Source organism: Hwangdonia sp., from assembly GCF_048381975.1.
In the GTDB taxonomy this organism is placed as follows: Bacteria; Bacteroidota; Bacteroidia; order Flavobacteriales; family Flavobacteriaceae; genus Hwangdonia; species Hwangdonia seohaensis.
On sequence record NZ_JBLWYT010000002.1, the window covers coordinates 1 to 12,807 of the forward strand.

Annotated in this window: 11 protein-coding genes, 1 tRNA gene and 1 rRNA gene; 9 read left to right on the top strand and 4 right to left on the bottom strand. The window is 35.4% G+C overall.

The window, feature by feature from the left end; translation table 11 throughout:
- Positions 1-16: 16 nt before the first annotated feature.
- A 5S ribosomal RNA gene (gene rrf / locus ACN5J7_RS03730) occupies positions 17-124 on the top strand.
- 262 nt (positions 125-386) lie between these two features.
- Here the strand turns inward: rrf and ACN5J7_RS03735 are convergent.
- On the bottom strand, positions 387-1,937 hold the full coding sequence (locus ACN5J7_RS03735) for an FG-GAP repeat domain-containing protein (RefSeq protein ID WP_418602837.1): 1,551 nt from the start codon (positions 1,935-1,937) through the stop codon (positions 387-389).
- Positions 1,938-2,159: 222 nt separating this feature from the next.
- Positions 2,160-2,232 (bottom strand) — tRNA-Phe (locus ACN5J7_RS03740).
- A 173-nt stretch (positions 2,233-2,405) separates the two neighbouring features.
- Here ACN5J7_RS03740 and ACN5J7_RS03745 point away from each other — a divergent pair.
- From ACN5J7_RS03745 to ACN5J7_RS03775, 7 genes are all read left to right on the top strand, one after another.
- Positions 2,406-3,134 (top strand): type III pantothenate kinase, encoded by a 729-nt coding sequence (locus tag ACN5J7_RS03745; protein ID WP_311940631.1) that lies wholly within the window; start codon positions 2,406-2,408, stop codon positions 3,132-3,134.
- A complete protein-coding gene (locus ACN5J7_RS03750; protein ID WP_311940634.1) occupies positions 3,134-4,453 on the top strand; it encodes a hypothetical protein in 1,320 nt (439 codons plus the stop codon). The genes ACN5J7_RS03745 and ACN5J7_RS03750 overlap by 1 nt, the downstream gene beginning before the upstream one ends.
- Before the next feature lie 18 nt (positions 4,454-4,471).
- Positions 4,472-5,851 carry a tetratricopeptide repeat protein gene (locus ACN5J7_RS03755; RefSeq protein ID WP_418602838.1) on the top strand — a complete coding sequence of 460 codons (1,380 nt, stop codon included), beginning with the start codon at positions 4,472-4,474 and terminating at the stop codon, positions 5,849-5,851.
- Positions 5,852-5,891: 40 nt separating this feature from the next.
- Positions 5,892-6,446, top strand: coding sequence for an LPS export ABC transporter periplasmic protein LptC (gene lptC / locus ACN5J7_RS03760; RefSeq protein WP_311940641.1), 555 nt, complete (start codon positions 5,892-5,894; stop codon positions 6,444-6,446).
- A gap of 68 nt (positions 6,447-6,514) precedes the next feature.
- Positions 6,515-6,709 (top strand): hypothetical protein, encoded by a 195-nt coding sequence (locus ACN5J7_RS03765; protein ID WP_311940644.1) that lies wholly within the window; start codon positions 6,515-6,517, stop codon positions 6,707-6,709.
- On the top strand, positions 6,710-7,999 hold the full coding sequence (locus ACN5J7_RS03770) for a hemolysin family protein (RefSeq protein WP_418602839.1): 1,290 nt from the start codon (positions 6,710-6,712) through the stop codon (positions 7,997-7,999).
- Positions 8,000-8,213: 214 nt separating this feature from the next.
- A complete protein-coding gene (locus ACN5J7_RS03775) occupies positions 8,214-10,370 on the top strand; it encodes a SurA N-terminal domain-containing protein (protein WP_418602840.1) in 2,157 nt (718 codons plus the stop codon).
- Between the two features lie 53 nt (positions 10,371-10,423).
- Here ACN5J7_RS03775 and ACN5J7_RS03780 read toward each other — a convergent pair whose 3' ends face one another.
- Both ACN5J7_RS03780 and ACN5J7_RS03785 read right to left on the bottom strand, forming a co-directional pair.
- Positions 10,424-11,452, bottom strand: a complete 1,029-nt coding sequence (locus tag ACN5J7_RS03780; RefSeq protein WP_418602841.1) for a helix-turn-helix transcriptional regulator — start codon at positions 11,450-11,452, stop codon at positions 10,424-10,426.
- A 6-nt stretch (positions 11,453-11,458) separates the two neighbouring features.
- Entirely contained in the window at positions 11,459-12,070 is a 612-nt protein-coding gene (locus ACN5J7_RS03785) for a DUF2652 domain-containing protein (protein WP_418602842.1), read from the bottom strand.
- A gap of 192 nt (positions 12,071-12,262) precedes the next feature.
- On the opposite strand from ACN5J7_RS03785, the gene ACN5J7_RS03790 reads away from it, so the two are divergent.
- On the top strand, positions 12,263-12,700 hold the full coding sequence (locus tag ACN5J7_RS03790) for a hemerythrin domain-containing protein (RefSeq protein ID WP_418602843.1): 438 nt from the start codon (positions 12,263-12,265) through the stop codon (positions 12,698-12,700).
- The last annotated feature ends 107 nt before the right edge of the window (positions 12,701-12,807 follow it).

A 12,807-nucleotide genomic window follows, 5' to 3' on the forward strand; every position in this document is an offset into this window, starting at 1 on the left:
GCGAACGGCTATAGCTTAAGGTGGTTATAGCGACGGGGCTCACCTCTTACCATTCCGAACAGAGAAGTTAAGCCCGTTAGCGCCGATGGTACTGCATTTGTGGGAGAGTAGGTCGTTGCCTTTTTTGATCCTAAACCCGGTTTGGGATTTGTAAATCCCCAACATTGATATGTTGGGGATTTTTTTGTGCCAAACCGAAGCGGAAACGAGGGCACGTTAATCAAGAACGGGCCCTGGCGGACGGGCGCGGGAGCGATAGCAGTGGTCAGCTTTTGTAAAACTTCCATTTAAGGTTTTGCAAAACTGGTAACGGATAGCGCGGTTTTATTTTTCTTAAAACCCGCCATAATAAATAATTCTGAAACCTTTACTTTGTGATTAAATGCTTATTCTTCTAAATTGTTTGTAAGAACCAATAATTGCGGGAAATCTGAAACTCCTTTTGAAACTTGTTTGAAGTATTCCCCAAATGTATGGAAATAGGATCCTAAAAAAATATCGATATCTCCATCATTATCATAGTCTGCGGCATCCATAGTTAGCCATTTTCCCGAGGCTGCTTCGGGGGTGGAATGCGCTTTAAACCCCATGTTTCCTTCGTTTGATAAATATATAAAGGACTGTTCTGGTTTATCGTGATCGTTGTAAAAGGCCGAGGCGGCAATATCTAAATCGCCATCGTTGTCGAAATCCCTTGCCAAGGCTTTACTTGCACCGTATAGTGGGTAAAAAAAGGTGTTTTCGAAATTGTCGTGGCCATCATTTATATATATTCTAACGCCATGGTAGTTTTTCCTAATTATGGAATAATCCCAATTATCGCCATTTGTCAACAGAATATCTTGATGGCCATCATTGTTGAAATCTGCCAATTCCAAATAACTCACGCCGTAAACTGGAGGAAATTTTAAAACCACCTTTTCTTCAAACATATTATTTCCCAAATTATAAAAAACGGATACTTGCTCGAATGCCTGCGCCATTAAAACGACAAGGTCTGGTTTGCCATCATGGTTTAAATCGGTAATTTCTACTTTTCTTGCTCCGGGCACGTTCTTTAATACATGTTCTTTTTCTGGGTTAAAGTTGTCGTACCAAAACAGTTTGCCCGTGTTATGGCCAAAACCGCAAATTACAACATCTTCTTTGTGGTCAGCATTTAAATCGGCCGTAGTAAAACTTACAGGTCTGGGTAAATTTTTAAGACTAGTGCTATTATAGAGTAGGCTCCCTAACTTTTGGTCGGAAGGACTAAATTTACCAATAGTTAATATTCTTGGAGAATTATTGGCTGGAAAGTCAATGTCTACCGCAGGACTTGGCATTTTCCAGGTTTTTTTGACAGACATTGTATTATCCAAAACATAAATTAAGTTGCTGGCATCGCCCACGTACAATAGGTTTTTTGACTCATCGAATTTCAACATGGACGTTCTTGGGAAGCCTTTGTTGTTGATAAAAACCTTTTTGGTTTGGAATAAAGAAAGGTGGTCAATTTTTTTAGATTCTAAGTTTTGTTTTAGGGGTTTATTCGGAGCTTCGTTTAAATAGTAGTCCGTAATTTTTGCCCATTGTTCCTCGGTTATTATTGGCTCATCGTGGTAAATGCCTAACGATTTTACTAAATCGAGATCTTCTTTTGGTGTGCCCGCAAATGGATCTACGCCGGGAATTTTAATCCCCATTCTCATTCCCATATTGGGAAGCACATGGTTAGCCCAAGTGCCTTTATCAAGTAGTTCTGGTTCTGGAAATTGATGACAGATTTTACAATAAATTTGTGCTAATTGTTTACCGGAACGTACAGTGTCTTGCGTGTATATCCTGTTTTGTAGGCTATATATTTCGGTTGTTTTACGGTTGTTAAAGAAAAATATGTTTATTAAAATTAGAATAAAAATTATAAAAGCAAAATTTGCTGTTTTTAAAAATGCCATTGGTATGCTTATTTATAATTTAAATATAAAATAAAATTATTCAAAATGGACTACTTAAATATATTTAAAACATATAAACCGGCTTTGACTTATTTAGAGTTTATTGGGAAATTGGGAATAGATTGCTTGGTGCTTAATGAAGTGCTTTTTGCTTGTCTAAACAAGAAGGCGTAATTAAAAACAAAAAATCCCGTAAACATAAATGTTTCGGGATTTTTTTTGTGGTACCTCCAGGAATCGAACCAGGGACACAAGGATTTTCAGTCCTTTGCTCTACCAACTGAGCTAAGGTACCTCGCCAAAGCGGTTGCAAATATATATTCATTTTTGTTATTCGCCAAAATAAAAATACAAAAAATTATGGTTTTGTGGTATATAATTGATGCAAGAGTCTTTAAAAATTAATATTATAATATAATTAAGAATTTAATTGTTACCGGTTTTGTAAATTTAGCGTTTTAATTGGATATGAATTTAATTGTAGATGTTGGTAATACTTATGTGAAACTTGCTGTTTTTAAGGGTGATGCTATTAAAAGAAAGGATGTGATTAAACTTAATCACCTTTTAAACCATATTGAATTATTGAAAAAGGAATATAATTCGATTACAAAAGTAATTATATCCTCGGTAGGAAAGTTAAAGAAGGAAACCGTTAATCACATCGATAAACACTATAATGTAATACTCTTAAATTCTGATACCAAACTGCCTTTTACAAATTTATACAGCACACCAAAAACCTTGGGCATAGATAGAATAGCATTGGTTAGTGCATCGGTACATCAATTTCCGGATAATAACGCTTTAATAATTGATGCGGGTACCTGCATTACTTATGATTTTGTTAGCAACAAAAACGAATATTTGGGAGGCGCCATATCGCCAGGGATTCGGATGCGCTATAAATCGTTACATAATTTAACGGCCAATTTGCCGTTATTAGAAACAGAAATCCCAAATTCCATAACAGGAAACTCCACAAACGCTTCAATACATTCTGGAGTAGTGCATGGCGTTTTAAAAGAAATTGAAGGGGTGATAAAGGAATATGAACAAAAATATTCAGATTTAACAGTTATTTTAACAGGAGGCGATGCTAATTTCTTGTCAAAACAATTAAAAAGTAGCATATTTGCCAACTCTAATTTTCTTTTAGAGGGACTAAACTATATTTTACAATTTAATTCAAACTAATGATAAAAAAACTTGTAATAGTTTTTATTGCGTTTTTTGCAATTCAGAGTTACGCTCAACAAGGTACTGCTTCGCCATATTCGTTTTATGGAATTGGGAGCCTTAAATTTAAAGGCACTGTTGAAAATAGAAGTATGGGCGGATTGAGCATTTATACCGATAGTATTCATATTAATTTACGAAATCCGGCGTCGTATGCGAGCGAAAATTTAGCTTTTTACAATAACGAAACACGACCTGTTAAATTTACGGTTGGCGGCAGTTATTCAAGCATAGATTTAAAAAGCAATTCGGGCAACGATAAAGCTACGGCAACCACATTTGATTATTTGGCCTTGTCTGTGCCTATGGGCAAGTTCGGTTTGGGTTTTGGTTTAATGCCATACACGGCAGTGGGCTATAAGCTGGAATCGCTTAACGATTCCGGAGATCCCGTAAACAGGTTTAGAGGCGAAGGCGGTGTTAATAAAGCATATATAGGACTTGGGTACTTGCTCGCAAAAGGTTTGAGTGTTGGCGTTGATGCCCATTATAACTTCGGAAATGTCCAGAATGCAACCATTGAGTTTCTTTATGATGATGAAGGCGTGCTTACCCAATATCAATCCCGTGAAGCTAACCGATCGGATTTAAGCGGATTGAGTTTTAATATTGGTTTATCCTATAAAAAGATGTTATCGGAAAAACTAGAGCTGGTTTCCGGTATTACATTTTCACCCGAAAGCAGTTTAACATCGCAAAACAAGCGTACGTTTTCTGCAATAACAATCAATCCCACTACCGGACAGGAATTTGCAAACCCGGGAAGCACTATTGATGTGGACCTTGAAGCCATTGGTTTAAAAGAAACCGATTTAATTATTCCATCTAAATTTTCATTTGGTGCCGGAATTGGCGAACCGAGAAAATGGTTTATTGGTGGTGAGTATACATCTCAAAAAACCAGTAATTTTTCTAATGCACTTTACAGTAGCAGCGCTACCCAATATGAAGATGCATCAACAATTTCGTTTGGTGGATTTTTTATTCCTAACTACAATACGCTCGACGGCTACTTTAAACGCGTTGTTTATAGAGCAGGTATTCGATCGGAAAAAACAGGATTAAATATAAATAACGAATCCATAAAAGAGTTTGGCATATCTTTTGGAGTAGGTTTACCAGTTGGAGATATTAGAGTGTTTTCTAATGCCAATATAGGTTTCGAAATAGGTAAGCGCGGAACCAAAAACAGTAACTTAATTCAAGAGAATTTTGTAAATTTCCAATTAAGCTTATCTTTGAACGATAGATGGTTCAATAAAAGGAAGTATGACTAACAACATAAAACTATTATCATGAAGGCGAAAATTACACTATTAACATTATTATTCTTAGGATTGAGCATTGGTTTTGCCCAACAAAATGAAGAGGATATGGCTACCCTGTCGATTATGACAGAGTACGCTAAAGCAAAAAACTACGAGGCCGCTTATAAACCATTTATGGAGCTTAGGCAGCGTAATCCTAAATTTAACAGGGCTATTTACGTATACGGTGAGAAAATTTTAGATGATAAAATTGAAAAATCTACCGGAGCAGACAAAGTAGCCTATGTAAACGACCTTGTAAAACTATGGGAAGAAAGAGGCACGTACTTTGCCAGCAAAACGCCTAAAGGTGAATATGCCGCTAAAGCTTGCCAACTCATGTACGATAATAAGGATATTTTAAATAAAACTGATGCAGAGCTTTACGAATGTTTCGACGCGGCTTATAAGCTAGATAAGGAAACATTTACAAACCCTAAAAGCTTGTATACCTATTTTTCTTTAATGGTAGACTTGTATGATGCCGGTAAAAAACCCGCTCAAGATTTATTTAATAAATACGATGATGTTGTTGAAAAGATTGAAGGCGAAGTTGAAAACTATTCTGAAAAACTAAATGAGTTAGTTGAAAAAGAAGATGCCGGTACAACTTTAACAAAAAAAGAAGGTAGCTATAAAAGGTTCTACGAACAAACACTTGGCGCTTATGATAAAATTTCAAGTGGTATAGACCAAAAATTAGGTCAAAGGGCTAATTGCGAAAACCTGATTCCGCTGTATCAAAGAGACTTTGAAGCCTTTAAAAATGATGCCGTTTGGTTAAGACGTGCCGTAAGCAGAATGTTTAATAAAGAATGTACCGATGACCCTTTATATATTAAACTGGTAAAAGCTTATGATGAAACGGCTCCTTCTGCAGACACAAAATACTTTGTTGCAGGATTGTTATTAAAAGAAAACAAAGAAACCGAGGCAATTAGCTATTTCAAACAGTCGTTCGATTTAGAAAAGGACGATTATAAAAAAGGTAAATTGGCTTATAGAATAGGCACTATTCTTAAAAGCAAAGGGAGATATGGGCAAGCCAGAGGATATTTTAGAGATGCTTTAAAACTCAATCCTTCAAATGGCCGTCCGCATTTATCAATTGCAGCTATGTATGCAGCAAGTGCCAATAGTTGTGGCGATACCACTTTTAATAAAAGAGCCGTGTATTGGTTAGCAGCAGACGAGGCAAGAAAAGCAGGACGTGTAGACCCAACATTAAAAAGTGCAGCAGCACAATCGGCTACAAGTTATTCGGCCAAAGCACCTTCTAAATCAGATATATTTAGTGCCGCCAATTCTGGTGAAGTTATTAAAATTGGTTGTTGGATTGGGGCTTCTGTTACCGTGCCATCGGTTTGAAAAAAGAACTAAAGTATTGAATATGTATTCAATATAGTTAATGAAAAGAACATATAAATATTACATTTTAAACATAGTCACAGCAATTGTTGTGGCTATGTTTTTTTCGTGTAAAGACAACTTTAAAGAGGTGCAGAAAATGGGCATATCTGAAAACGAGCCCATAGGCATTGCCGAAAACATTAATTTAGTACACACAGATTCTGGTAAGGTTAAGGCCATTCTATTAAGCCCGAAAATGTTAAACTATCAAAACAGGGATTTCCCTTTTTTTGAATTCCCCAATGGAATTACTTTGGATTTATTGGATGACGAAAACAAAAAAAATGTGGTTGTGGCCGATTACGCCATTAATTACAGTGAAACTAACCTTATAGATTTGCAAGGCAATGTAAAAATAACAACCAGTACAAACGACACCTTGTATGCCGAACAATTGTTTTACGACCAGAAAAAGGAATGGTTATTTACAAATAAACCAGTAACTTTTATAACGGGTTTAGACGTAATAAACGGCAATGGTTTCGATTCCAATAAAAATTTTACTAATGCCGAAGTCCTTGAGGTAACGGGTACAATTACACTTGACGAATAAGTGGGATTCATCAAATTCCGCATCCCTATTTTAATTATCTTTGCGGTAATTTAATTTAAGATTCAAAAATGAAATATTCTAAGATTTTTCAATACGCTTATTTAGTATTTGCCGTTTTATTTATTTACGATGGGATTTCAAAATGGAATGACGGCACAAACGGCGCCTATGTTTCATTTGCGTTGGCAGCATTGGCAGTTTTTATATTTTTCTTTAGAAGAAAATTTGCCAAAAAAATCGAAAAAAGCAACAACTCAAAATAAATGAGCATTTATGCCATTATCATAATTGTATCATTATTGCTATCGGCCTTTTTTTCGGGTATGGAGATTGCTTACATATCGTCAAACAAAATCCATATCGAAATTGAAAAAAAGCAAGACGGTATCCTCGCAAAGATATTAAGTAGACTTACGGCAAAACCATCAAAGTTTATTACAACCATGCTAATTGGCAACAATATAGCGCTGGTGGTTTATGGCTTTTTTATGGGCGATGTATTGGTTAATTGGTTTCAATCTCTACTGCCCACCACTTCGGGTTTTGTAAATTACATGCTTACCGATTTAAGTTTATTATCGCAAACCGTTATATCAACCCTTGTTATTTTAATAACTGCAGAGTTTTTGCCCAAAGTATTCTTTCAAATTTATTCAAACACACTTATTAAAGTGCTGGCAGTTCCTGCTTATATTTTTTATGTGCTGTTTACCTTTATTTCAGATTTTGTTATTTGGATTTCAGATTTTTTACTCAAACATCTTTTTAAAACCGAAGGCGATCAAATTCAATTGGCTTTTACAAAAATAGAATTGGGCAATTATATTAGTGAGCAAATGGAATCGGTTGAAGCGCATGACGATGTGGATTCCGAGATTCAAATATTTCAAAACGCCTTGGAGTTTTCCGATGTTAAAGCTCGCGAAGTGATGATACCCAGAACCGAAATCATCGCCGTGGAAATTAACGAATCGATTAAAACCCTTAACGCACTTTTTACCGAAACGGGTTGTACCAAAATTTTGGTGTACAAAGAAACGGTGGACGATATTTTAGGCTACGTGCATTCCTTCGAGCTGTTTAAAAAACCCAAAACCATAAAATCTGCCATGTTACCGGTAGAGTATATTCCGGAAACGGTACTTATTAAAGATGTGCTAAATGTGCTCACAAAAAAACGCAAAAGTATTGCGGTTGTTTTAGATGAATATGGCGGAACATCGGGCATTATGACGGTTGAGGATATTGTTGAAGAGCTTTTTGGCGAGATTGAAGATGAGCACGATACCGTAGATTTAATTGAAGAGAAAATTGATGAGGATACCTTTACGCTTTCGGCGCGATTGGAAGTCGATTATTTAAATGAAACCTACAAATTGAATCTTCCCGAAAATGAAAATTACGAGACTTTAGGCGGTTTGATTGTTAACCAAACCGAACAAATTCCGGCTCAAGACGATATTGTTATTATCGAGGGGTTTCAGTTTACTGTTTTAGAGGTATCAACCACTAAAATCGATTTGGTAGAGCTAAAATGTTTGGATGAAGATTGATGTTGTTGGCAGTGTTCAGTAAACGGTTTTCAGTCATGGGTCTTCAGTCAATCGGTCTTCCATCTTATAAGTAAACAAATCCCAAATAACGCTTTCATTATTAAATAGAAAATGGTATTTTCGCGCACTGTATTTTATCAATATAACAGATTTTATATACTAACAACTTAATAAGCTAAATCCCAAATCAGGATTTTTTAAATTTTAATTACAAATGGCAGTTTTAAATAAGATTAGACAACGTTCACTATTTTTAATATTAATTATAGCATTGGCATTATTTTCTTTTGTTTTAGCAGATTTATTTAAAAATAGCGATGCGCTAACATCTAAATCGCAAAATATCGTAGCGACTATAAACGGTAAGGATATTACTCGCGAAGACTTTTTACAAAAAGTGGAAATAGCACAAAAACGTGCAGGTGCATCGGCGACAAACACACAAGTAATGAACAGTGTTTGGGAGCAAGAGGTGAGACAAGCCGTAATGGAAACGCAATACGAAGCCTTAGGGATTTCTATTGAAAAAGATCAAATGCGCGATTTGTTAAAAACAGCTATGGCAACCAATCCTGAGTTTTTAAATGAAGCGGGTATGTTTGACGAAAACAAGTTAAACGAATTTATTGCCAACCTTAAAGAGCTTTCGCCGCAACCCGGTTTTATTGGTGGGCAGCCATTAACCTTTGCCGATTGGGTAAATTACGAGAAGCAATTAGCTAATAATGCGCTTAACCAAAACTACTTTAACTTGGTAAAAGCAGGTTTAACAGGTACGCTTGCCGAAGGTGCAATAGAGCATAAGTTACAAGGCGATAAAGTAGATATTAAGTATGTGCAAGTGCCTTTTTCATCGGTTGCAGATAGCACGATTAAGGTTTCAAAATCTGATATTTCAGAGTATATCAAAAAACACAAAAAGCAATTTGAAGTTGAAGCTTCAAGAGACATCAGGTATGTTGAGTTTAAAGAAGCGGCAACCATTGAAGATGAAAATGCTATAAAAGAAGAATTAACAAAACTATTAAACGATAGAGAAGAATATAGCGAAGGCCTAAAGGCTAACGAAACCATTGCAGGATTTTCTAAAACAGAGGATAACGAAAGGTTTGTTAACTCAAACTCCGATATTAAATTTGATAGTCGTTTTGTTTTTAAATCGTCGTTACCAACAAGCGTTGCCGACAGTATTTTTAACCTTAACGAAGGTGAGATTTACGGGCCATATAAAGACAATGGGTATTTTAAAGTATCTAAAGTTGCGGCGGTTAAACAAATTCCAGATTCAGCAAAAGTGCGTCATATATTGATTCCGTTTTTAGGAGCCCAATCGGCTTCACCGGATGTTGCACAATCTGAAGCGCAAGCTAAAGCTACTGCCGATAGTCTTTTAACTGTTTTAAAATCAAACAAATCTAAATTTGGAGACTTTGTAAAAGAATATTCTTCAGACCAAGGAAGCATTCAAAACGAAGGACGTTACGATTGGCATCCGTACAACACCATGGTGCCGGAATTCAACGATTTTGAATTTGAAGGTAAAGTAGGTGATTTGGGTGTGGTTAAAACGATTTTCGGTTATCATATTATTGAAATCGAAGGACAAAAGAACAAAAAGAGAGCCGTTCAAGTTGCTACCATAGCACGTAAAATCGAACCGTCTGAAGCCACAATTTCAAAAGTGTTTAGAGATGCCGCTAACTTTGAAAGAAAAGCAGCAGAAAACGATTTTCAAGAGATAGCCACCGAAAACAAATTTACGGTGCGACCCGTAAACGGTATAAAAGCATTGGACGAAAATATCCCTGGCGTTGGTAACCAACGACCAATTGTACGTTGGACTTTTGAAGAAGGTGTAGAAGTAGGCGCGATTAAGCGTTTTAACATGACTGACGGTTATGTTATTGCACAATTGGTGGCAAAGCATAAAGAAGGGCTGCAAAGCGTTGAGGATGCGTCGGCAATTGCTATACCTGCGATACGTAAAGAGAAAAAAGCTAAAATTATTAGAGATAGAATAACCGTAAATACTTTGGAGGATTTGGCTGCTGCCGAAAACACCACGGTAAGAACGGCTTCGGCGGTTACCATGAAATCTCCAACCCTTGCGGGTGCCGGTAGAGAGCCTATAATTGTTGGGGCTGCTTTTGGATTGAACGAAGGCGAAACTTCTCAGTTAATTGATGGCGCCAATGGTGTTTATATGATTCAGGTTACAAAGGTAACCCCAGCGGTTGAGTTGGACAATTACCAAACATATGCCAATCAAGTAGAAGCTCAAAAAGTAAGTGTGGTAACGGCTAAATTGTATACTGCTTTAAAAGAAGCTGCTGCTATTGAAGACAACAGAGCTAAAACTCAAATTCAATAAAAAAATAGCACATAGATTATATAAAAAAAGCCTCGTTTATCGAGGCTTTTTTATTAAACAGCAATCGGGGTTACTATTTGTTTTTTGTATTCATTTGGTGTTATATCGTATTTTTCCTTAAATATTTTCGAAAAATAGCTTCGGCTGGTAAAGCCAATGGTATAAACTATTTGAGAAATGTTTAAGTCTGTTGTCAAAATTAAATTTCGTGCGGATTCTAACCTAACATGTCTAATATATTCTGTTACGGTTCGCGTGTATAAAAATTTAAAACCATCTTGGAGCTTTGCTTGAGATAAGCCGGTGTCTGATGCCAATTGTTCTAAAGAATAATTTTTTGCAGGATTTTTTAATATGGCTTCACCAAGTTTTCTAACCTTAATAAGCTCACTTTTAATTAGCGAAGTTGGTAAGGGCACACCTTGTTGCAATTTGTTATGCCGCTGAATGTGCAAGGTTAAAATCTCATAAACCTTAGCTTCAATTTTTAAAACCCGGAGCATGCCTTTGGCTTTAAGATTTCGCGTTTTTTTAACCAGGTCTGCCATTTTTAGGTTTAACGTACCATAGTGGATAAACCTGTTTTCATGATCTGTGTCCAGAAAAATTTCATAAAGCTTTTTGTTTAGTGTAGAGACATTGGTGGTCCGCTTTTTCAAAAAGCGTTTTCGTATAATTTGAATAACATTAATTTCTAGTTTGGTATCCTTAGGAAAATGAATATAGTTAATGCCGCTGCTTTTGTTTGTGAATATTAAAGAATGGTATGGTTCTACCAACTCTTCTCTGTTATCTACGCCAAATCGATGTTTAAAGCTACCGCTTAAAGCATAAATAAACCTAATGGGGTTGTAGGCATCGGCATGCATTTTAAGCCTTGTTTCATCTTTAAATGTAATGTTGTAATCCAAAAGGTTTACGCCCCAATCAAATGGTATAAATCGAATGCTGCCTTTTGCCAAATCGTTATCAACAATTAAGGTACATTCGCTCCACAATTCAAGTATGGTGCCGCCAATATGCTTCTGAATGTCTTCAAGAATTTCTTTTGAATTGTTGGCTTTGATTTCAATTTCTATCATAAAAAACTATGTGTTTAAATGTAACAGAGGCTCTAAGTCTATATAGGTGTAATTAATTTCTCCCAGATGTTCATATACATTTTCACCTTTTTTTAAATCGCCCCAATATAAATTATTGTCCAATTCATTCATATCGTATTGCCGCAGTAAATTTTCAGATATTAATAAATATTCGTCTTTTGGCACTTTATTTTTAAGTAGCTTATGGGCAATAATAACATCTTCTCCCATAAGTTTTATGTGTTTTCCTATTTGCACGGTATCAATCTCATGCCCATAGTGCAAAATAATTTTTAACCCCAGGGTTTTTGGTATTTTATGACTGTCTTCGTTGTTATCGTGCGTTACTTTTAAAATATGTAATTGCTTGTAAAATTCTTTGTAAAAATAAATGCATTGATTTACCAATATTTTTAAAGGCGGTAATTTACCGGCTTTATAAAACAAAACAGCATCGCCTTCAATTTCTGAAACCTTTAAACCAATTTCGTTTGAATAAATAATTTTATTCAATAAAGCAGGAATAATTTTAGAGCTTAAATCAGAATCTGTTTCGCTCATAAATTGTGTAAAACCACTTATATCCGGAATACATATTAACATTGGGCTTTGCTTCATTTAATTGCTTATTTAATAAAAAATAAGCTAAAGATAGTTTATTAAACGATTAATAAAAGTGCAAGTTCGGAAAAAGCTAATAAAAATAGCATTAGAGTTAATCATTATTTTGATTGAACAAAGCCTAAACTACTAAGTGTTTTAATTTTGAGTAATAAGCAAAATGAGACAAGAAAACATAAATAAAACAAAATGAAGAACATATTTGAAGCCATAAGAAAAGACCACGACACGCAAAGAAAATTACTCAAAAAATTAGTTGAGACCTCTGGAGATACAAAAGAAAGGAAACAAACTTTTAAAGCGCTTAAAAACGAATTGGAAGTGCATGCCAATGCAGAAGAGCGTCATTTTTACAAACCCTTAATTAGTAATGATATGATGCAGGAAAAGGCGAGACACGGTATTGCAGAGCATCATGAAATTGACGAATTAATTGAGAAGTTGGAGGAAACAGAATTTGATTCTCCCGCTTGGTTAAAGTATGCCAAAGATTTAAAACACAAAGTAGAGCACCATTTAGAAGATGAGGAGCATACGTTTTTTCAATTAGCAGGCAAGGTATTTTCTGAAACCAAAAAGGAAAGTTTAGCAAAAGATTACACCAATTATATGCATGCTAATCTGTAGCATTTTATTGATATGAGTTAATAACTAATGGATTTGCACTAAATAGAAGCCATGCCATTAGCTAATTTTACAATAGCAAACAAAAGTAAATGTGTTGTTATTAACAC

What these genes read in the sequence shown, in the direction of transcription:
- ACN5J7_RS03735 (WP_418602837.1), bottom strand. Translation starts at nt 1,937, where the DNA reads ATGGCATTTTTAAAAACAGCAAATTTTGCTTTTATAATTTTTATTCTA.
- ACN5J7_RS03745 (WP_311940631.1), top strand. Translation starts at nt 2,406, where the DNA reads ATGAATTTAATTGTAGATGTTGGTAATACTTATGTGAAACTTGCTGTT.
- ACN5J7_RS03750 (WP_311940634.1), top strand. Translation starts at nt 3,134, where the DNA reads ATGATAAAAAAACTTGTAATAGTTTTTATTGCGTTTTTTGCAATTCAG.
- ACN5J7_RS03755 (WP_418602838.1), top strand. Translation starts at nt 4,472, where the DNA reads ATGAAGGCGAAAATTACACTATTAACATTATTATTCTTAGGATTGAGC.
- lptC (WP_311940641.1), top strand. Translation starts at nt 5,892, where the DNA reads ATGAAAAGAACATATAAATATTACATTTTAAACATAGTCACAGCAATT.
- ACN5J7_RS03765 (WP_311940644.1), top strand. Translation starts at nt 6,515, where the DNA reads ATGAAATATTCTAAGATTTTTCAATACGCTTATTTAGTATTTGCCGTT.
- ACN5J7_RS03770 (WP_418602839.1), top strand. Translation starts at nt 6,710, where the DNA reads ATGAGCATTTATGCCATTATCATAATTGTATCATTATTGCTATCGGCC.
- ACN5J7_RS03775 (WP_418602840.1), top strand. Translation starts at nt 8,214, where the DNA reads ATGGCAGTTTTAAATAAGATTAGACAACGTTCACTATTTTTAATATTA.
- ACN5J7_RS03780 (WP_418602841.1), bottom strand. Translation starts at nt 11,452, where the DNA reads ATGATAGAAATTGAAATCAAAGCCAACAATTCAAAAGAAATTCTTGAA.
- ACN5J7_RS03785 (WP_418602842.1), bottom strand. Translation starts at nt 12,070, where the DNA reads ATGAAGCAAAGCCCAATGTTAATATGTATTCCGGATATAAGTGGTTTT.
- ACN5J7_RS03790 (WP_418602843.1), top strand. Translation starts at nt 12,263, where the DNA reads ATGAAGAACATATTTGAAGCCATAAGAAAAGACCACGACACGCAAAGA.